Source organism: Cellulosimicrobium sp. TH-20 (assembly GCF_002105775.1).
Classification (GTDB): domain Bacteria; phylum Actinomycetota; class Actinomycetes; order Actinomycetales; family Cellulomonadaceae; genus Cellulosimicrobium; species Cellulosimicrobium funkei.
The window spans coordinates 3,082,355-3,100,831 of the sequence record NZ_CP020857.1; the positions used below are offsets into that span (position 1 = coordinate 3,082,355).

General features: G+C 74.2%; 17 protein-coding genes and 7 tRNA genes. 15 read left to right on the forward strand and 9 right to left on the reverse strand.

The window, feature by feature from the left end; genetic code table 11:
- Position 1: 1 nt before the first annotated feature.
- The 5 genes from B8281_RS13665 to B8281_RS13685 form a co-directional block, all read right to left on the reverse strand.
- Positions 2-982, reverse strand: a complete 981-nt coding sequence (locus tag B8281_RS13665; protein ID WP_085388006.1) for a phosphatidylinositol mannoside acyltransferase — start codon at positions 980-982, stop codon at positions 2-4.
- Positions 982-1,650, reverse strand: coding sequence for a phosphatidylinositol phosphate synthase (pgsA, locus tag B8281_RS13670; protein WP_034652127.1), 669 nt, complete (start codon positions 1,648-1,650; stop codon positions 982-984). Before pgsA ends, B8281_RS13665 begins: the two co-directional genes overlap by 1 nt.
- Entirely contained in the window at positions 1,650-2,288 is a 639-nt protein-coding gene (locus tag B8281_RS13675; protein ID WP_369824893.1) for an HIT domain-containing protein, read from the reverse strand. Before B8281_RS13675 ends, pgsA begins: the two co-directional genes overlap by 1 nt.
- Before the next feature lie 6 nt (positions 2,289-2,294).
- Complete coding sequence (thrS, locus tag B8281_RS13680; RefSeq protein WP_085388007.1) at positions 2,295-4,325, reverse strand: threonine--tRNA ligase; 2,031 nt, start codon at positions 4,323-4,325, stop codon at positions 2,295-2,297.
- Between the two features lie 127 nt (positions 4,326-4,452).
- Positions 4,453-4,668, reverse strand: coding sequence for a hypothetical protein (locus B8281_RS13685; RefSeq protein WP_031316353.1), 216 nt, complete (start codon positions 4,666-4,668; stop codon positions 4,453-4,455).
- A 182-nt stretch (positions 4,669-4,850) separates the two neighbouring features.
- Between B8281_RS13685 and B8281_RS13690 the strand changes: the two genes are divergently transcribed.
- The 4 genes from B8281_RS13690 to B8281_RS13705 all read left to right on the forward strand — a co-directional run bounded on the left by B8281_RS13690 (position 4,851) and on the right by B8281_RS13705 (position 8,289).
- The gene (locus B8281_RS13690) at positions 4,851-5,318 is read left to right on the forward strand and encodes a hypothetical protein (protein ID WP_085388008.1); all 468 of its coding nucleotides are present in this window, start codon (positions 4,851-4,853) and stop codon (positions 5,316-5,318) included.
- On the forward strand, positions 5,311-5,721 hold the full coding sequence (locus B8281_RS13695) for a hypothetical protein (protein ID WP_085388009.1): 411 nt from the start codon (positions 5,311-5,313) through the stop codon (positions 5,719-5,721). Before B8281_RS13690 ends, B8281_RS13695 begins: the two co-directional genes overlap by 8 nt.
- A complete protein-coding gene (locus tag B8281_RS13700; RefSeq protein ID WP_085388010.1) occupies positions 5,718-6,806 on the forward strand; it encodes a hypothetical protein in 1,089 nt (362 codons plus the stop codon). Before B8281_RS13695 ends, B8281_RS13700 begins: the two co-directional genes overlap by 4 nt.
- 598 nt (positions 6,807-7,404) lie before the next feature.
- Entirely contained in the window at positions 7,405-8,289 is an 885-nt protein-coding gene (locus B8281_RS13705; protein WP_085388011.1) for a hypothetical protein, read from the forward strand.
- A gap of 73 nt (positions 8,290-8,362) precedes the next feature.
- Here B8281_RS13705 and B8281_RS13710 read toward each other — a convergent pair.
- The 3 genes from B8281_RS13710 to B8281_RS13720 form a co-directional block, all read right to left on the reverse strand.
- A tRNA-Val gene (locus B8281_RS13710) sits at positions 8,363-8,434 on the reverse strand.
- A 54-nt stretch (positions 8,435-8,488) separates the two neighbouring features.
- Positions 8,489-9,409 carry an aminotransferase class IV gene (locus tag B8281_RS13715; protein ID WP_085388012.1) on the reverse strand — a complete coding sequence of 307 codons (921 nt, stop codon included), beginning with the start codon at positions 9,407-9,409 and terminating at the stop codon, positions 8,489-8,491.
- Complete coding sequence (locus B8281_RS13720; RefSeq protein ID WP_085388013.1) at positions 9,406-10,515, reverse strand: anthranilate synthase component I family protein; 1,110 nt, start codon at positions 10,513-10,515, stop codon at positions 9,406-9,408. The genes B8281_RS13715 and B8281_RS13720 overlap by 4 nt, the downstream gene beginning before the upstream one ends.
- Before the next feature lie 173 nt (positions 10,516-10,688).
- Between B8281_RS13720 and B8281_RS13725 the strand changes: the two genes are divergently transcribed.
- The 9 genes from B8281_RS13725 (at position 10,689) to B8281_RS13765 (ending at position 13,097) form a co-directional block, all read left to right on the forward strand.
- Positions 10,689-10,761: transfer RNA gene (locus B8281_RS13725), tRNA-Gly, on the forward strand.
- 48 nt (positions 10,762-10,809) lie between these two features.
- Positions 10,810-10,880: transfer RNA gene (locus B8281_RS13730), tRNA-Cys, on the forward strand.
- A 21-nt stretch (positions 10,881-10,901) separates the two neighbouring features.
- Positions 10,902-10,973 (forward strand) — tRNA-Val (locus B8281_RS13735).
- Positions 10,974-11,132: 159 nt separating this feature from the next.
- A tRNA-Gly gene (locus tag B8281_RS13740) sits at positions 11,133-11,205 on the forward strand.
- A 54-nt stretch (positions 11,206-11,259) separates the two neighbouring features.
- Positions 11,260-11,330 (forward strand) — tRNA-Cys (locus B8281_RS13745).
- 14 nt (positions 11,331-11,344) lie between these two features.
- Positions 11,345-11,419: transfer RNA gene (locus tag B8281_RS13750), tRNA-Val, on the forward strand.
- Positions 11,420-11,470: 51 nt separating this feature from the next.
- Positions 11,471-12,355: a hypothetical protein gene (locus B8281_RS13755; RefSeq protein ID WP_085388014.1), complete on the forward strand. Its 885-nt coding sequence runs from the start codon at positions 11,471-11,473 to the stop codon at positions 12,353-12,355.
- 47 nt (positions 12,356-12,402) lie between these two features.
- On the forward strand, positions 12,403-12,726 hold the full coding sequence (locus B8281_RS13760) for a DUF2277 domain-containing protein (protein ID WP_085388015.1): 324 nt from the start codon (positions 12,403-12,405) through the stop codon (positions 12,724-12,726).
- Between the two features lie 56 nt (positions 12,727-12,782).
- Positions 12,783-13,097 (forward strand): hypothetical protein, encoded by a 315-nt coding sequence (locus tag B8281_RS13765; RefSeq protein WP_306303318.1) that lies wholly within the window; start codon positions 12,783-12,785, stop codon positions 13,095-13,097.
- Between the two features lie 19 nt (positions 13,098-13,116).
- Here B8281_RS13765 and B8281_RS13770 read toward each other — a convergent pair whose 3' ends face one another.
- Complete coding sequence (locus tag B8281_RS13770; RefSeq protein WP_021482368.1) at positions 13,117-13,332, reverse strand: hypothetical protein; 216 nt, start codon at positions 13,330-13,332, stop codon at positions 13,117-13,119.
- Between the two features lie 214 nt (positions 13,333-13,546).
- Here B8281_RS13770 and glgX point away from each other — a divergent pair, with 214 nt between their 5' ends.
- The gene (glgX, locus tag B8281_RS13775; protein WP_085388016.1) at positions 13,547-15,754 is read left to right on the forward strand and encodes a glycogen debranching protein GlgX; all 2,208 of its coding nucleotides are present in this window, start codon (positions 13,547-13,549) and stop codon (positions 15,752-15,754) included.
- Positions 15,751-18,423, forward strand: a complete 2,673-nt coding sequence (treY, locus tag B8281_RS13780; RefSeq protein ID WP_085388017.1) for a malto-oligosyltrehalose synthase — start codon at positions 15,751-15,753, stop codon at positions 18,421-18,423. The genes glgX and treY overlap by 4 nt, the downstream gene beginning before the upstream one ends.
- The last annotated feature ends 54 nt before the right edge of the window (positions 18,424-18,477 follow it).

Here is an 18,477-nt window from a genome sequence, read left to right on the forward strand (position 1 = left end):
CTCATGCGGCACGCTCCGCGTCCGGGGACGGCTCGCCCGCCGCGGCGCGCGTGCGCGCGTAGCGCTCGGCGTCGAGGTCGTCGACGAACACCTTCTGGAGCATGTGCCAGTCCTGCGGGTGCTCGCGGATCGCGACGCTCAGCGCGTCGACCCAGGACTGCGTCGCCGCGGCCACCCGCTGGGCGCGCGGGACGTCCGCCGCGATCTCGACGCGCGGGAAGAAGCGGATGACCAGGCCCCAGGGCGAGCCCGCGGCCCGGCGCCGCTCCCCGCGCAGCCGCTCGTAGTGGATGCCGGCCGGCACGAGCGGCGCGCCCGTGCTCACGGCGAGCGCCGCGGGCCCGGCCGCGACCCGCGCCCGCTCGCCGAAGAGGTCGACCTCGACGCCGCGGTGGGTGAGGTCGCGGTCGGCGAGCAGCGGGATGATCTTCCCCGGCCGGCTCGCGCCGCGCACCAGGTCGCGGAAGACGTCACCGTCGCCGAGCGCGAGGATCTCGAGCCCGAGCCCGGTGCGGAACGCGAGGAACTCCTCGAACAGCTCGTCGGGCTTCAGCCGCTCCGCGACCGTCAGCACGGGCGCGATGTGCGGGGTCGCGTACGCGCCCGCGAGGTCCCAGTTGCCCTGATGGGACAGCGCGAGCACCGGGCTCCGGTCGCCGTCGAGGTGCTCGGCCAGGTTCTCGTACCCGACGAGCCGCACGCGCGCCTCGACCTGCTCCGGCGTCCACGCGGGGAGCGTGAAGGCCTCCCGGTAGTACCGCATGTACGACCGCATCCCCGCGCGCGACAGCCGGCGCAAGGCGCGCGGCGAGAGCCCGGGCCGGACGCGCGCGAGGTTGCGCTCGAGCTGGCGCACTCCCCCGCCGTGCACGAGCCACGTCACGTCGGCGATCGCGTCGAACAGCCCGCGCAGCAGCGGGTCGGGCACCTTGCGCGCGTTGCGCCAGGCGAACGTGAACGCCTTGCCGGCGTCGAGGGCCATCAGCGACCGTCCTCCGTGTCGTCGGTCCGGGAGGCGCTCGCGGAGAGGGCGAGCGCCTGACGGCGCACCGTCGCGACGCGCTGCACGACCGTCACCGCGCTCGCGAGCGCGAGCAGGCCGAGCACGGCGACGAGCACGACGGGCGGCAGGCCGAGGCCGACGAGCCCGGCGGCGACGAGGGCCGCGACGAGGCGGTCGGCACGCTCGGCGATCCCGACCTGCGCGGTCATGCCGACGCTCTCGGCGCGGGCCCGCGCGTACGGCACGACGGCGCCGAGCGCGAGGCACGCGAGAGCGACGACGGTCCCCCACGCGGCGAGGTCGGGCGTGAGGCGGGGGTCGTCGGCGCGGACGAACCACAGCGTGAGCCCGACGAACACGGCGGCGTCGGCGAGCCGGTCGAGCGTCGAGTCGAGGAACGCGCCCCAGGGACCCGACCGGCCGGCGCGGCGCGCCATGACGCCGTCGAGCACGTCGGCGAACGCGCAGACCATGACGACCATGACCCCGGCGAAAAGGTGGCCCGTGGGGAAGAGCCACAGTGCGCCGACGACGACGCCGAGCGTCCCCGTGACCGTCACCGCGTCCGGGCTCACCCCGACGCGCAGGAGGAACGCGGCGAGCGGCGTGAACAGGCGCGTGGTGAGCGCGCGCAGGCGACCGAACATCAGGCGTCGTCCCCCTCGCCGGTGGTCGGCCACGCGGCCGCGAGCCGCGCCCGCGTGTCGGAGAGCAGCTCCGGCACGGCCTTCGTCTGCGCGACGATCGGCAGGAAGTTCGCGTCCCCCGCCCAGCGCGGCACGACGTGCTGGTGCAGGTGCGCGGCGATGCCCGCACCCGCGACCGCGCCCTGGTTCATGCCGAGGTTGAAGCCGTCGGGCGCGGACACCGCACGCACGACCCGCATGGCCGTCTGCGTGAGGTGCGCGACCTCGACCGTCTCGGCCTCCGTGAGCTCCGTGTAGTCGGAGACGTGCCGGTACGGCACGACCATGAGGTGGCCCGGGTTGTACGGGTAGAGGTTGAGCACGACGTACGCCGTCCGGCCGCGCGCGACGATCAGCCCGTCCTCGTCCGTGCGGTCCGGCACGCGGCAGAACGGGCACTCGCCGCGCGAGTCGTCAGCGGGCTTGTCCTGCCCGCCGATGTACACCATGCGGTGCGGCGTCCAGAGCCGGTCCAGGCCGTCGTCGAACCGGGGGTGCGCGTCCGGCGTCTCGACCGTCGCACCGGTCGCGGGGTCGGGTGCGGCGCCCGGCGCGGCCTCGTCGGCCGCGCCGGGCGTCCCCGTGCGCTCGTCGCTCACGCGCCGTCAGACCTGGACGCGGTCGCGCACGGCGGAGACGATCCGCTCGACGGCCTCGGCGACGGGCACGCCGTTGTCCTGGCGGCCGTCGCGGTAGCGGAACGACACGGCGCCCGCCTCGGCGTCCTCGCCGCCCGCGATGAGGACGAACGGGACCTTGCGCGTGCTGGCGTTGCGGATCTTCTTGCCGAACCGGTCGTCGGAGTAGTCGACCTCCGCGCGGATCCCCTGCGCCCTGAGCTGCGCGACGACGTCGGCCACGTAGTCGTTGAACGGCTCCGCGACGGGGACCGCAACGACCTGGACGGGCGCGAGCCACGCGGGGAACGCGCCCGCGTAGTGCTCGACGAGGATCCCGAAGAACCGCTCGATCGAGCCGAACAGCGCGCGGTGGATCATCACGGGACGCTGGCGCGTGCCGTCGGACGCCGTGTACTCGAGCTCGAACAGCTCCGGCTCGAAGAAGTCGAGCTGGATCGTCGAGAGCTGCCACGTGCGGCCGATCGCGTCCTTCGCCTGGACCGAGATCTTGGGGCCGTAGAACGCCGCGCCGCCCGGGTCGGCGACGAGCTCGAGGCCCGACTCCGTCGCGACCTGGCGCAGGACCTCGGTCGCCTCCTCCCACGTGGCGTCGTCGCCCACCGACTTCTCCGGGTCGCGCGTCGACAGCTCGAGGTAGAAGTCGTCGAGCCCGTAGTCGCGCAGGAGGTCCAGCACGAACGAGAGCAGCGAGCCCAGCTCGTCGCGCATCTGCTCGCGCGTGGTGTAGATGTGCGCGTCGTCCTGCGTGAAGCCGCGCGCCCGCGTGAGCCCGTGCACGACGCCCGACTTCTCGTACCGGTACACCGTGCCGAACTCGAACAGCCGCAGCGGCAGCTCGCGGTACGACCGCCCGCGCGAGCGGTACACGAGGTTGTGCATCGGGCAGTTCATCGGCTTGAGGTAGTAGTCCTGGCCCGCGCGCTTGACGTTGCCGTCGTCGTCGAGCTCCTCGTCCAGGTGCATCGGCGGGTACATGCCGTCGGCGTACCAGTCGAGGTGGCGCGACGTCTGGAACAGGTTCGCCTTGGTGATGTGCGGCGTGCTCACGAACGAGTAGCCGGCCTCGACGTGCCGCTTGCGCGAGTACTCCTCCATCTCCATGCGGATCGTCGCGCCGTTGGGGTGGAACACCGGCAGGCCCGAGCCGATCTCCTCCGGGAAGGAGAACAGGTCGAGCTCGTTGCCGAGCCGGCGGTGGTCGCGGCGCTCCGCCTCCGCGAGGCGCTCGAGGTACGCCTTGAGCTCGTCCTTCGTCGGCCACGCCGTGCCGTAGATGCGCTGGAGCTGCGGGTTCTTCTCGCTGCCGCGCCAGTAGGCCGCGGCCGAGCGCATGAGCTGGTAGCCGTTGCCGATCAGGCGCGTGCTCGGCAGGTGCGGGCCGCGGCACAGGTCCTTCCAGACCACCGTCTCGCTCTCGCGCCCGGCGCCGCGCACATTGTCGTAGATCGTCAGCTCGCCGCCGCCGACCTCGACGTTCGCGCCCTCGGTGTCGTCCGCGGTGCCGGAGCCCTTGAGCCCGATGAGCTCGAGCTTGTACGGCTCGTGCGCGAGCTCGGCGCGCGCCTCGTCCTCGGTGACCACGCGGCGGCGGAAGGTCTGGCCTTCACGGATGATGCGCGACATCGCCTTGTCGAGCGCCTTGAGGTCCTCGGGGGTGAACGGGGTCTCGACGTCGAAGTCGTAGTAGAACCCGTCCGTGATCGGCGGGCCGATGCCCAGCTTCGCGTCCGGGTTGACCTGCTGGACGGCCTGCGCGAGCACGTGCGCGGCCGAGTGCCGCAGCACCGCGAGGCCGTCGGGCGAGTCGATCGTCACGCCCTCGACGACGTCGCCGTCCGCGACCGGCGTGTCGAGGTCCTTGAGCTCCCCGTTCACGCGGATCACGACGACGTCGCGACGCGACGCGAACAGGTCCGTGCCCGTCGTGCCCGTCGTCACCGTGGTCTCCTCCGCGTCGAGGGTGATGGTGAGTGGTGACGAGACGACGTCAGACACGTCCGTGCTCCGTTCTGTGGCGGGAGGCGCCCGCGGCGCCCGGTCAGGTCCTCCGGCGCCGGGGCGTCCCCGACAGCACGAAGGGCGCCGTCGTGGACGGCGCCCCTCGATCGTACCGACCCGCAGGTCAGTCGTTGGCCTTCTTCGCCTTCTCGGCGAGGGTGTCGACGTGCCGGTCGACGGAGTCCGGGGCGACCGACTTGATCTTTCCCGCGACCTCGTCGATGCGCTCGTCGGTCATGAACTCCTTGGCCTTGTCGATGCGCTCCTCGGTCATGAACTCCTTGGCCTTGCCGAGGAGGTCGCCGAGTCCGCCCCGGTCCTTCGGTGTCTGCTCGCTCATACCGGCTCCCTCGGGGGTCGTGGTGCGCGCGTCCCGCGCCGGGCGGCGGCCGTCCCGCGCCCGCACGAAACGCTACCCGGCGGCACCACGCCGCGCGACGGGGCACGGGCAGCGGCCACGACCCGCGTGACCCGCCGGCCCGGACCGGCGCACGCGCGGTCCGGGCCTGCCAGAATCGGCCCATGGACGACGACGTGGCACCCGGGGAGCGCACCGCGCGCGTCTTCCGGCACCGGCTCAACGAGCTCTTCGCGCGCGGCCGCGGCGGGCGTCCCGTGACCAACAGGGAGGCCGCCCACTGGATGACGGAGCGCGGCTACTCCATCAACGAGGCGTACCTCAGCGCCCTGCGCGGCGGGCACCGCTCGTCGCCCAGCCTGCGCGTCGTCGAGGGCATCGCCGCCTTCTTCAACGTGAGCACGGGCAGCCTCGTCGACCCCGACGAGAGCCCCGACGACCGCCTGCGCGCCGCGCTCGCCGACGAGGGCGTGGAGCAGTTCGCGCTGCGCGCCCAGGGGCTGTCCCCCGAGAACGTCCGCGCCATCATCGAGATCGTCGACCGCGTACGGAGCCTCGAGCACCTCCCACCCGTGGCACCGCCCGGCACGCCCCACGGGCACCCTCCTGCCCCGGAGGCCGACCATGGATGACCTCCTGCGCGCCGCAGGGCTCGACCGCGCCCGCAGCATCGAGGAGGCGTGCCGCCTCGTCGCCGCGGCCCGCGGCAAGCCGCTCGAGGTCGTCGAGGGCGACCTCGGCCCCGGCGTCACCGGCCTGTGGCTCGCGTTCCCCGAGCGCGACCTCGTCCTCGTCGACGCCCGCCAGACGCTCCCCGGACCCCACCGCGACCACGTCGTCGCGCACGAGCTCGTGCACGTGCTCGACGCGATCCGCCCCGGCCCCGCTCCGGGCCCGGTCCCCACCGGGTGCCGCGACGTGCACGACGACCCCGCCGAGCAGCGCGTCGAGCGCCTCGCGAGCGAGCTGATGATCTCCATCGCGTCGCACGGGAGCTCGGCCGCACGCCTCACGTCCCTCGAGCTCTACCGATGAGCCACGTGCTCGACCTCCTCGCCACGGCCCTGTTCGTCACCGCCGCCACATGGACGGCGCTGCGCGCCCGAACAGGCACCGACGCGGCTCTCCCGCTCGGCCTCGCGTTCGTCGCGGTGGCGTCAGCGCTGCGGGTCCCGGCCGTCGCCGAGCTCCTCAAGACGCACGCCCCCGGCGGCACGCACGAGGTCGCCAAGCACGTCGCGCTCGTCGCCGGGTGCCTCTTCGTCGGCGTGTGGGCGTACAGCACGACGACCGGGCACGCGCCACGGACGCGGCACGTGGCGCTCGCGGCCGGTCTCGTCGGCGGGGCGATGGTCGCGCTCGCGGTCGCGAGCGGGCCGTGGACGACCCTCGACCTCGACGCCCAGAGCTCCGGCCGGCCGCTCATGTGGGTGTACCGCGCGCTGTACTACGGCGCGTTCGTGGCGGCGACCGCGACGTTCGCCGTGTCGTGCGTCCGCACGCGCTCGCGGCGCCCCGTGCGGCTGCGGTGGGGCATGGACGTCGCGGCGGCCGGGGCGGTCGTCGCCATGGTGTGGGCCGTCCTCAGCTTCGTGGCCGCGCTGCTGCACGAGCCCGGCAGCGCCGAGCCGTACCTCGTCCTCGGCGTGCGCACCCGGTACCTCGTGCTCGCGGCGAGCGTCCTGCTGACGGTCGGCATCGTGGGCCAGCTCGCGTCGTCGGCGGCGTTCGCCCGCGAGCGCCGCCGCGATCTCGGGCACCTGCACGCCTTCGTCGTGGCGACCGTGGGCGGCGGGGGCCTCCCCGGGTCCAGCGCGGCGGTGGACGAGTACCACCGGACCATCGAGATCTTCGACGGCCTCGCCGCGCTCGCGCTGCACTCGCGTCGGGACGACGTCGACCACGTGCGCGTCGCCGTCCCCGGCAGCCCGCGCGAGGTGATCCTCGCCTACCAGCTCCAGCTCGCGGCGACGCGGCGGGCCCGGGGTGACGCCCCGAGCGTCGACCCGGACGACTGGTCCGACCTGCTCGCGGACGACGACGCGCTGCGTCGGCTGGGCCGCGCGCTGCGCGACCGGACGAGCTCGGAGGAGACGGCCCGCGTCCTCGCGGGCGTCTGAGCCCGCCGGGCCCGACGCCAAGCTCCCCCTGCGCGCTTGCCCCCGCGCCGGGCCTCGGCGGGCGGGCTCAACCTACAGACAGACGCACGGGGGCGCAACGTGCCTCACAGTTGAAATCTCAACGGTCCCGAGGTGTCCATGAAGGACGACTCGGAACGCGGATTGCTCGCGACGACACCGCCGGGGCGACGACGCCCGGGGCGGCGTCCACGACGACCGGCGACCCCTCCGTGCCCCCTGCGCACGGAGGAGGAGCGACGTCCGCACGACCCCTCGAGGACCGGCAGGACGACCACCGGGACCGTCACGGCAACGCTGCGGCGGGTGTGCCCGGTGGCGCGGACCGCCTTCACCGGTCCTGCGAGCACTGTGCCCGGCAGAGGGGCACCGTGCAGGCTGGGCGCTCGTCCAGGATCTGTCGCGCGCCGCCCGCCTCCCCCGGGACGAGGGCATCCGGGGGAGCACTTTGCCCCGTTTCGTCATGGACGATCCCCCTGCACCGGGGTGCTCGGCGGTGCGGAGCGGCGTCAGATTTCACCCGCTCGACGTGCGCCGGCTCCCGGGTGTCACGTGCGCCACGGTTCACTACCGTCTTCCCATGACGGGAGCGGAACGCACCGAGCGGAAGGCGCTGCTCACCCAGGTCCTCGGGGGGCTCGCGCTCGCGGTCCTCGCCGGGTGCGCATCCGCCCAGCAGACCTGGGCGGAGACGATGGAGCAGGTCGACGGCGTCGCGTCGGTGGAGTACGAGTTCCGCGACAACCAGCTCGTCGGGCCCGACGACCACGAGGCGACCGTCCGGCTCGAGGACGACCTCGGCGCCGAGCAGGTGCGCCGCCTCGTCGAGACGAGCTGTGCGCGCGACGCGCCCCTCACGCGCCTCACGCTCACCACCGCGGCACCGGACACCGACGAGGCCGGGTCGGTGACCCTCCAGAACGCGGCGCCGTACGACAGCGCGTGCCTCGCCGAGGAGACGGTGGCCGGGTTCGCCGCCGCGAGCACCGCGATGGGTCGTCTGCTGCCGGGGTACGACGGCGACTTCTCCTCGCCGGGGTTCACCGCGGGAGCGGCGCCCTCCCTCGACGACCCCGACCGCGCGCTCGTCGTCGTGACGACGTCCGCCGAGCGCGCCCGCCTGCTCGACGCGCTCCGCGCGCTCCACGACGAGGGCACGGCGCTGCCGCTCCGTTACGTGGGGTGGTGGGACGAGGACCGCGACCCGGGCACCTCGGCGACGAGACCTCTGGTGGCAGACCTCTCGCCCGACGCGGACATGGCGGTCCTGGCACCGTTGATCAGCGGCGCGTTCGAGCTCGGCGTGGACGACGTCGAGGTCACGGACCGCGCGATCACCGTCACCCCGCCGCCCGGCGCCGTCCCGAACGCCGCCGCGTGGCAGCACCTTGCCGACCAGGCCGCGGGAGCCGGCGTCGGGCTGGAGGTCAGGACGCCGAGCGAGCCGGACGCCACGACCGGCTGACTCCGGACGACCGCCGCCGGCCCCGGACACGAAAGAGGCCGCCTCCGCGGGTGCGGGGACGGCCTCTGCTCGGTGGGCGATACTGGGTTCGAACCAGTGACCTCTTCGGTGTGAACGAAGCGCGCTACCACTGCGCCAATCGCCCGAGTGCGTGGTCGATACTAGCCTGAAACGGACCGGATCGAAAAACCGGCCGCCCTCACGGGTCGAGACGCTCGCGACGACGCCGCTCGAACAGGTCCCGCGCCGCCACGGAGAGCTCCCCCGCGGCCACGTCCGCGCCGTCGAGCCAGGTCACCGGCTGGACGTTGCGCACGGAGCCGGTGAGCAGCAGCGCCGACTCCCCCGCGGTCACCTCGTCGAGCACGGCGAACGGGAGCTCGCCGGGACGCGCCTCGCGCGCGGGCAGGCCGTCCTCCGCCGCCCACTCGAGCAGCAGCTCGCGCGTGATGCCCGCGAGGCAGCCGGAGGACAGGGGCGGGGTGACGAGCTCGCCCCCGCGCTCGACGAAGACGTTCGCCCCGGTGCCCTCGCACAGGTCGCCGGCCGTGTTGGCGAGGAGCGCCTCGTCGCCGCCCTTGCCGACGGCGTCGGCGAGCGCCACGACGTTCTCCGCGTACGACGTCGTCTTGAGCCCGGCGACGGCGGAGCGCTCGTTCCGGGTCCAGGGCGACCGCACCGCGCGGCCGGAGGGACGGATGACCGCCGGGCCGACCGCGACGACGACGGTCTGCTCGCCGGGGGTGCGCCCGGACCCGAGCGGCCCGACGCCGGCCGTCACCGTGATGCGCAGCCGGCCCACCGGCCCGGCGCCGGCACGCGTGCGCGCGTCCGCCTCGGCGAGCACCGCTTCGACGCCGTCGAGCACGCGGCGCTCGTCCGGCGCGTCGAGGCCGAGCCCGGCGGCGGACCGCGCGAGCCGGCGCAGGTGGCGCGTGAGCGCGAAGGCGCGGCCGTCGAACACGGCGCACGTCTCGAACACGCCGTCCCCGACGGTCAGGCCGTGGTCGACCGCGCTGAGCGCGACCTTGCTAGGCGACACGAGGCGCCCGTCGGCCCAGATCACGAGGTTCTCGGTCGCGCTCGCGGACGTCGGTGTCGTGGCGGCAGGGGTGCTCATGGCTCCAGTGTGCCCGAGGCGAGGCCGACGAGGCGGCGCGCCTTGAGCTCGGTCTCCTCCCACTCGCGCGCGGGGTCGCTCCCCCAGGTGATCCCGGCGCCCGTGCCGAAGCGCAGGACGCCGTCGGACCACCAGAAGGTGCGGATCCCGACGGCGAGGACGGCCTCGTCGCCGTCGACCCAGCCGACGGCGCCGCAGTAGGGGCCGCGCGGCACGGGCTCCAGGGCGTCGATGATCCGCAGCGCGGACGACTTGGGCGCCCCGGACACCGATGCCGGCGGGAAGGTGGCCTCGAGCAGCGTGGGCCACAGCGCGGCCGACCCCGCGAGCCCGGCACGCAGGCGTCCTGTCACCGTGCTCACGAGATGCACGAGGCCCGGGTGCTGCTCGACCGCGAGCAGGTCCGTGACCTCGACGGTCCCCGGCTCGCACACGCGCTGGAGGTCGTTGCGCACGAGGTCGGTGATCATGACGTTCTCGGCCCGGTCCTTGGCCGTGAGCCCCGCGGGGGTGGGCGCGGTGCCCTTGATGGGTCCGGACGTCACCGTGCCCCCCGCGACCCGGAGGTACAGCTCGGGCGAGGCGCTGACGACCCACACCGGGTCGACGCCGGACCCCGCCGGCACGTGGAGCACGCCCCCGTAGGGAGCGGGGTTGCCCCGTGCGAGACGACGCGCGAGGGCCCGGGCGTCGGGCTCGCCGCCACCCGGGCCGACGAGCGGGGCCGCGAGCACGCGGCACACATTCGCCTGGTAGACCTCGCCCTCCCGGACCTCGTCGCGCACGTGCGCGACGGCGGCCTCGTAGCCGGCCCGGTCCAGGGAGCTGCGCCACGCGGACGGGTCGGGCCCGCGCCACGGGTCGGCCTCTGCTCCCGCGGGCGTGGCGCCGTCCAGGTCCGACGGGGCGAGCCGCTCGGCGAACCGCCACGCGCGCGCCCGGCCGCCGCGGGCAGGGCCGTCGAAGTCGGCGACCACGAACCACGGCCCGTCGTCGGCCAGACGCTCCGGCTCGCGCCGGAGGTCGACGCACTCGAGCACGCCGCTCGCGGCGCGCCCGGCGAAGCGAGCGAACCCCGGCGCGGGTGTTCTCCCAGGTCCTGGCACGGGACCACGCTACCCAGGGCGCACCTCCGCCCGGACCCCCGGCCCCCGAGCACCGACCGCGGGCTCGGCGGGGCCGGTTGGACGCCGGACGCGAACGTGGACTAATGTCTGGGACGCGCCGGAACGCCGGAGGGCCGGGGGAAACGCTCCCCGAAGCTCCAAGGTCCGGCCGCGCGGATGTGGCTCAGTTGGTAGAGCATCACCTTGCCAAGGTGAGGGTCGCGGGTTCGAGTCCCGTCATCCGCTCGGAGGCCCACCCTCCCGCCGCCCTCGTGGTGGCGGAGGGCAGGTCGCGGTGGAGTGGCCGAGAGGCGAGGCAGCGGCCTGCAAAGCCGTATACGTGGGTTCGAATCCCATCTCCACCTCGCAACAGCACCACCCCTCTGGGGCGATTGGCGCAGCGGTAGCGCGCTTCCCTGACACGGAAGAGGTCACTGGTTCGATCCCAGTATCGCCCACGAGCACGACGAGAGAGGCCGCCCCGGCACCGTCCGGAGCGGCCTCTCTCGCGCCGACCATCACCTGGACCGGATGCACGGGTCCGGGCGGAAGTCGGCTAGTATGTGCTTCGCGCCGATCACCACGGGGTTCGTGAGAGCCCCCGACGGACCGGCCGCGCGGATGTGGCTCAGTTGGTAGAGCATCACCTTGCCAAGGTGAGGGTCGCGGGTTCGAGTCCCGTCATCCGCTCGGAGGCCCACTCTCTGGCCCGCTCCCCCGGGAGCATGAGAGGACGCGTCTCAAGGTGGAGTGGCCGAGAGGCGAGGCAGCGGCCTGCAAAGCCGTATACGTGGGTTCGAATCCCATCTCCACCTCGTATGCAGCACCCGGGCGATTGGCGCAGCGGTAGCGCGCTTCCCTGACACGGAAGAGGTCACTGGTTCGATCCCAGTATCGCCCACCACTCGAAGGCCGTCCCGACGCCGGGGCGGCCTTCGTCGTCTACTCTCGGCGCATGCCCGACCAGCGCCCCGCCCACGACGTCCTGCCGCTCGGCGCGGCCCCGCGTCCCACGACCGCCCCCGAGCTGCTCGCACGCCTGCGGCCGGCCGCCCTCGACGCCCTGGGCCCCGAGGTCGAGGGCACGGCAGCCGTCCGGCTCGACGCCGACCTCGAGGGCGCGGACGTCTCTCGCCTCGACGTCGACCTCACGGGCGTCCGGGTCCGGGTGGGGGCGGACCGCCCCGCCTCCTCGTCCGGGCGCAGCACCTCCCCGACGGTCGACGTCGAGCACGTCCGCTCGCGCGAGGACGCGGTGGTGCGCCGGCTCCGGGTCGACGCGCACCCGCTCCTGGTCGACGACGTCCCCGTGGACGTCACGGCCGAGATCGAAGGGCTGCGCTTCCGCTGGGTCGAGGGCGCCGACGGGTCGCTCGCCGTCGAGGGCGTCGAGCCCGACGACGCCGCGCCCCTCGGCGGGCACGTCCGCGTCTCGGCCCCGCGCGAGGCGGTCCTCGCCACCGCCCGGAGGATCGTCGCCACCGAGCTGCAGAACATCGGCCTCACGCTGGCCTCGCTCGACGTCGACCTCGTCGCGACGGGGCCACGCACGGTGTCGCTCCAGGCGTTCGCCCGCGTGCGCAAGGGATTGCTCTCGGCGAGCGTGCGCGCGACCGGTACCGCCGAGGTCGACGCGCGCATGGTACTCACCGTCCGCGACCTCGAGCTGTCGAGCCGCAACCCCGTCGTCGCGGCGCTGCTCGTGGTGGCGCGCGGCGAGCTGGCGAAGGTCGAGGGGCGCCACGTCGACCTCGCAGCCGACCTGCCGCCGGGGGTGCGGGTGGCGGACGTGCGGGTGGAGGCGGGCGAGCAGCTCGCGGTGACGGCTCGCCTTTCCTGACCTCGGCCGCCCTTGTGGCGCTCCTCACACGCACGTAGCGTCGAGGCATGTGCCGGAACATCACGACCCTGCGGGGCCTCGAGCCGCCCGCGACCGACGAGGAGATCGAGGCGGCCGCGCGCCAGTTCGTCCGGAAGGTCACGGGCATCCAGCGCACGAGCGCCGCGACCGAGGAGCCGTTCGAGCGCGCGGTCGACGAGGTGACCGCGATCGTCGCGCGCCTGCTCGACGAGCTGCCCGAACGCCGCAACCCGCCGACGACGGTCCCGCCCCTGCGGCGCGAGGAGGTCCGGGCGCGCATCGCCGCCCGCGAGGCCGCAGAGCGCGAGCACGAGCGGGCGCACGAGCTCGGGATCGCGCACACCCACTGAAGGCCACGGCCAGGACGGGTGCGACGAGGTCCCGGCGGCGTCTAGGCTCGGAACCCGTGACCGACGCACCCGCCTCGCCCCCGCCCCAGGCCCACCGGCCCGAGCCTGTGAGCGCGACCATGCGCCGCGCCAAGGCGGACGCGCGGTCGGAGCACGTGACGATCGGGCAGGTCCGCGAGGACGCCGCCGGGCGCGTCACCATCGACTGCTCGTGCGGCATGCCGCTCACCAACGGTCCCGACTGGACCGTCGACGAGCACATCCGCCTGCACCGGGCCGAGGCGCGCTACCTCGCCCTCAGCGCCGTCGCCCCCGCGGGGATGCCACGGCTCATCGCGGTCGACGCCGACCGCCTGCCGCGCGTCGACTGAGGGGCCGGGCGCGAAGTTCCTAGAGCTCGTCCGGGTCGTCCCAGGACGTGCCCGACGACGCGCCGTCGATGGGCCGGCGCTCGTTCTCCGAGAGCGACTGCGGGGCCTTCGTCGCGTCTCCCCCGGTGAGCACGTCGCCGGACCCCTCTCCCTCGTCCTCGCGGCGCGGGGACAGCCGGGCGGACGCGATGTCGGACTGGTTGAGGTCGTCGCGGTGGTGTGCGTGGGTGCTCATGGCACGGGTCTACCAGGTCCGCCCGCACGATGCACGACCGTCCGCCTCCGGGCGGGTCGGTGCGCCGCACGGGCGGGGCGACCAGGAGGTCGACCGCCGCTTGGCACACTATTAATGTCCTGATCGCGGCGGGAGACCCCGGTCGAGATCGATCGCGTCACCGAGGGGTCTCCTGCGACGACAGCGAACAGGACCCCGTGACATCCTCAGGGACATGCAGACCTGGCCAGGCCACCCCTACCCCCTCGGCGCCACGTACGACGGCACGGGGACCAACTTCGCGCTGTTCTCCGAGATCGCCGAGCGCGTCGAGCTCTGCCTCTTCAACGACGACGGCACCGAGACCCGCGTCGACGTCCAGGAGATCGACGCGCACGTCTGGCACGTCTACCTCCCGGGCAAGGGACCCGGCACGCGCTACGGCTACCGCGTGCACGGCCCCTACGACCCCGCGAACGGCCACCGCTGCAACCCGGCGAAGCTCCTGCTCGACCCGTACGCGAAGGCGATCGAGGGGCAGATCGACGGCGACGAGTCGCTGTTCTCCTACCGCTTCGCCGACGCGGACGAGGTCGCGCAGGCGGACGAGCCCGCCGAGGGCGAGGAGGACGACGCGCCCCCGCCCGCTCCCCCGCTCAACGACGACGACTCGGCCGGGCACACGATGATGTCGGTCGTCATCAACCCGTTCTTCGACTGGGGCCACGACCGCCCGCCGAACCGGGACTACCACGACAGCGTCATCTACGAGGCGCACGTCAAGGGCATGACGATGCTCCACCCGGACGTGCCCGAGGAGCTGCGCGGCACCTACGCGGGGATGGCGCACCCGGCCGTCGTCGAGCACCTCGTGACGCTGGGCGTCACGGCGGTCGAGCTCATGCCCGTGCACCAGTTCGTCAACGACCCCACGCTCGTCGAGAAGGGGCTGTCGAACTACTGGGGCTACAACACCATCGGGTTCTTCGCGCCCCACAACGGCTACGCGGCCCACGGGACGCGCGGGCAGCAGGTCATGGAGTTCAAGACCATGGTCAAGGCGCTGCACGAGGCCGGCATCGAGGTCATCCTCGACGTGGTCTACAACCACACCGCGGAGGGCAACCACCTCGGCCCGACGCTGAGCTTCCGCGGCATCGACAACAAGGCCTACTACCGGCTCGTGGACGGCGACGAGGCGCACTACTTCGACACGACCGGCACGGGCAACTCGCTGCTCATGCGCTCGCCGCACGTGCTCCAGCTCATCATGGACTCGCTGCGGTACTGGGTGACCGAGATGCACGTGGACGGGTTCCGCTTCGACCTCGCGGCCACGCTCGCGCGCCAGTTCCACGAGGTCGACCGCCTCTCGGCGTTCTTCGACATCGTGCAGCAGGACCCGGTCATCTCCCAGGTCAAGCTCATCGCCGAGCCCTGGGACCTCGGCGACGGCGGCTACCAGGTGGGCGGCTTCCCGCCCCTGTGGACCGAGTGGAACGGGCGCTACCGCGACACGGTGCGCGACTTCTGGCGCGGCGAGCCCTCGACGCTGCCCGAGCTCGCGAGCCGCCTCACGGGCTCGTCCGACCTCTACGAGCACGGCGGGCGCAAGCCCATCGCCTCGATCAACTTCGTCACCGCGCACGACGGCTTCACGCTCAACGACCTCGTGTCGTACAACGAGAAGCACAACGAGGCGAACGGCGAGGACAACAACGACGGCGAGAGCCACAACCGGTCCTGGAACTGCGGGGTCGAGGGCCCGACGGACGACCCCGACGTGCGGTCGCTGCGGGCGCGCCAGCGCCGGAACTTCTTCGCCACGCTGCTGCTCTCACAGGGCGTGCCCATGCTCGCGCACGGCGACGAGATCGCGCGCACCCAGCGCGGCAACAACAACGGCTACTGCCAGGACAACGAGATCACCTGGATGGACTGGGGCGGCGAGGAGGGCCTCGACGACGAGCGGGCCGCGCTCCTCGACTTCGCGCGCCGGGTCGTGTGGCTGCGCCGCGACCACCCCGTGCTGCACCGGCGGCGCTTCTTCGTGGGCCGGCAGGACGGCGCGGAGCCGGGCATGCCCGAGGGTCCCGACGACCTCCCGGACATCGAGTGGCTCGACATCACCGGCTCGCGCATGGACCAGCAGGACTGGGACCACGCCTACGCGCGCACCGTCATGGTGTTCCTCAACGGCGACGCGATCCCCGAGCAGGACCGGCGCGGCGAGCCGATCGTCGACGACTCGTTCCTGCTGCTGCTCAACGCGCACTCCGAGGAGCTGGACTTCACCGTGCCGCCGGCGGCCTACGGGGAGAGCTGGGACGTCGTGCTGGACACCGACGGCACGGTCGACGTCGGCGAGGTGCTGCAGCCCGGGGAGACCGTGTCCGTGACGGGCCGCAGCGTCATCGTCCTGACCCGCCCGCCGCTGCGATGACCGCCGTCTCCCCCGCCGGCACGCCGGGCGCGCCGCTCCGCGTCCCGGTGTCGACGTACCGGCTCCAGCTCGGCCCCGACCTCACGTTCGACGACGCCGCGCGCCAGGTGCCGTACCTCGCGAGCCTCGGCGTCACGCACCTCTACCTCTCGCCGGTGCTCCAGGCGGCGCCCGGGTCGACCCACGGGTACGACGTCGTCGACCACACGCGGATCAGCGACGAGCTCGGCGGGCGCGAGGGCCTCGGCCGGCTCGCGGCCGCGGCCCGCGACGCGGGCCTGGGCATGGTGCTCGACGTCGTCCCGAACCACATGGCGGTCCCCACCCCCGCGTGGCACAACCGTGCGCTGTGGTCGGTCCTGGAGGAGGGCTCCGCCTCCCCGTACGCCCGGTGGTTCGACGTCGACTGGTCGGCGGGCGAGGGCGCGGTCCTCATGCCCGTCCTCGGCGCGCGCCTCGGCGACGTGCTCGCGGCGGGCGAGCTCGTGCTGGACGAGGTCGAGGTCCCGGGCACGCCCGGGCCCCGGCGCGTGCTGCGCTACTACGACCACGTGTTCCCCGTGCGCGCCGGGACGGAGGACCTGCCGCTCGCGGAGCTCGTCGAGCGCCAGCACTACCGGCTGGCCTACTGGCGCGTGGGCGACGAGGAGCTCAACTACCGCCGGTTCTTCGACGTCGGGTCGCTCGTCGCGGTCCGGGTCGAGGACGAGGAGGTGTTCGACGCGACGCACGCGCTCGTGCTCGACCTCGTCACGTCCGGGGTCGTCGACGGCCTGCGCATCGACCACCCCGACGGCCTCGCGGACCCGGCGCAGTACCTGCAGCGCCTCGCGGACCGCACCGACGGCGCGTGGGTCGTCGTCGAGAAGATCCTGGCGGGCGAGGAGCAGGTGCCGCCCGACTGGGCGACGGTCGGGACGACCGGCTACGACGTCGCGTGGCGCCTGCAGCAGCTCTTCGTCGACCCGGGCGGCCGGTCGGGCCTCGACGCGGTGATGACGCGCCTCACGGGCGCGCCGCCCGGCGGCCTCGGCGCGCTCGTCGAGGAGGCGAAGCGCGAGGTCGTCGCCGGGCCGCTCTACGCGGAGGTGCACCGGCTCACGGACCTGGCGGCCGCCGTCTGCCACGACGACCCGCGCCTGCGCGACCACACGTGGCGCGGCCTGCACCAGTGCCTGCGCGAGCTGCTCGTCGCGTTCGACCGCTACCGCGCGTACGTGGTGCCGGGCACCCCGCCGCGGCACGAGGCGGTCCGGGCCGTCGAGGAGGCGGCCGAGCGCGCCCGCGCGCACCTCGACCCGCAGCGCGCGGAGACGCTCGCCGTCGTCGTGGACCTCGTGCTCGGCCGCGAGGTCGGCAGCGCGGGGCGACGGCGCGAGGCGCGCCGCGACGAGCTCGTCGTGCGCTTCCAGCAGGTGTGCGGGGCCGTGACGGCGAAGGGCGTCGAGGACACGGCGTTCTACCGCTGGACCGAGCTCGTGAGCCTGTGCGAGGTCGGGGGCGAGCCGGACCGGTTCAGCCTCGGCGTGCACGACTGGCACGCGTTCGCGCAGCGGTTCGCCGCGCTCACCCCGCACGCCCTCACGGCCGGGTCGACGCACGACACCAAGCGCGGCGAGGACACGCGCGCGGCCCTCGGCGTGCTGTCCGAGGACGCGGGCGCGTGGTCGCGGCTCGTCGACGAGGTGCGCGCGGCGACCGCCCCCTACCGCGGGGTCCTCGTCGACGGTCTCGCCGAGAACCTGCTGTGGCAGACCGTGGCCGGGACCTGGCTCCCCGACGCGACCACGCCGGACGACGCGCCCGACGGCACGTCCGAGGCCGCGATCTCTCCCGACCGGCTCGTCGACTACCTGCGCAAGGCGCTGCGCGAGGCGAAGGTCGCGACGTCGTGGACGAGCCCGGACGAGGCGTACGAGGAGGCCGTGGCCGAGCTCGCCCGCCGCGCGCTCGCCGACCCCGCCGTGACCGGGGCGTTCGCCCGGTGGGCGCGCGAGCACCGCGAGGAGCTGCGCGCCGCGAGCCTCGGGATCACGCTCACGCGGCTCACGGCCCCGGGCGTCGCGGACGTCTACCAGGGCGCCGAATCGTACGCGCCCACGCTCGTCGACCCGGACAACCGCCGCCCCGTGGACGTCGACGACCTCACCGAGCGCCTCGCGCGGCTCGACGGTGGCGCGCCCGCGCGCACGCTCGCGGACGAGAAGCTGCTCGTCACCGCGCGCGCCCTGCGCGTGCGCCGCGCCCTCGCCGCCGCGTTCGTCGGCGACGGCGCCGGGTACGCGCCCGTCGCGTCGTCGACGCCGTGCGCGCTCGCGTTCGCGCGTACGGCCCCGGCCGGCACCCCCACCGGCGACCCCGCGACCGCCGACGCGTCCGGTGGCGACCGGCAAGACGACGCGGCCGTCGCGCACGTCGTCACGGTGGCGACCCGGCTCGCCGGGACGGTCGACCGCCTCGGCGGGTGGCGCGACCACGTCGTCGCGCTCCCCGCGGGCACGGGCACGTGGGTCGACGTGCTCACCGGGCGCGAGCACCCGGCCGGGAGCGTCCGCGTCGCGGACCTGCTCGCCGACCTGCCGGTCGCGCTGCTCGTCGCGCCGGGCTCCGCCGCGAGCGCCGCGGCGACGGGCGAGGGCGCCGCCGCGACGGGCGAGGGCGCACCGTGACGGCGGGCGCACCGGCCCCGCCCCCGCGCGTCCCCGCACCCCAGGCCACGCCCC

Coding starts and splice junctions, on each gene's coding strand:
- B8281_RS13690 (WP_085388008.1), top strand. CDS start 4,851: ATGGACGACGACGTGGCACCCGGGGAGCGCACCGCGCGCGTCTTCCGG.
- glgX (WP_085388016.1), top strand. CDS start 13,547: ATGCAGACCTGGCCAGGCCACCCCTACCCCCTCGGCGCCACGTACGAC.
- B8281_RS13700 (WP_085388010.1), top strand. CDS start 5,718: ATGAGCCACGTGCTCGACCTCCTCGCCACGGCCCTGTTCGTCACCGCC.
- B8281_RS13665 (WP_085388006.1), bottom strand. CDS start 982: ATGGCCCTCGACGCCGGCAAGGCGTTCACGTTCGCCTGGCGCAACGCG.
- B8281_RS13685 (WP_031316353.1), bottom strand. CDS start 4,668: ATGAGCGAGCAGACACCGAAGGACCGGGGCGGACTCGGCGACCTCCTC.
- B8281_RS13715 (WP_085388012.1), bottom strand. CDS start 9,409: ATGAGCACCCCTGCCGCCACGACACCGACGTCCGCGAGCGCGACCGAG.
- B8281_RS13760 (WP_085388015.1), top strand. CDS start 12,403: ATGTGCCGGAACATCACGACCCTGCGGGGCCTCGAGCCGCCCGCGACC.
- B8281_RS13770 (WP_021482368.1), bottom strand. CDS start 13,332: ATGAGCACCCACGCACACCACCGCGACGACCTCAACCAGTCCGACATC.
- B8281_RS13705 (WP_085388011.1), top strand. CDS start 7,405: ATGACGGGAGCGGAACGCACCGAGCGGAAGGCGCTGCTCACCCAGGTC.
- B8281_RS13755 (WP_085388014.1), top strand. CDS start 11,471: ATGCCCGACCAGCGCCCCGCCCACGACGTCCTGCCGCTCGGCGCGGCC.
- B8281_RS13695 (WP_085388009.1), top strand. CDS start 5,311: ATGGATGACCTCCTGCGCGCCGCAGGGCTCGACCGCGCCCGCAGCATC.
- pgsA (WP_034652127.1), bottom strand. CDS start 1,650: ATGTTCGGTCGCCTGCGCGCGCTCACCACGCGCCTGTTCACGCCGCTC.
- treY (WP_085388017.1), top strand. CDS start 15,751: ATGACCGCCGTCTCCCCCGCCGGCACGCCGGGCGCGCCGCTCCGCGTC.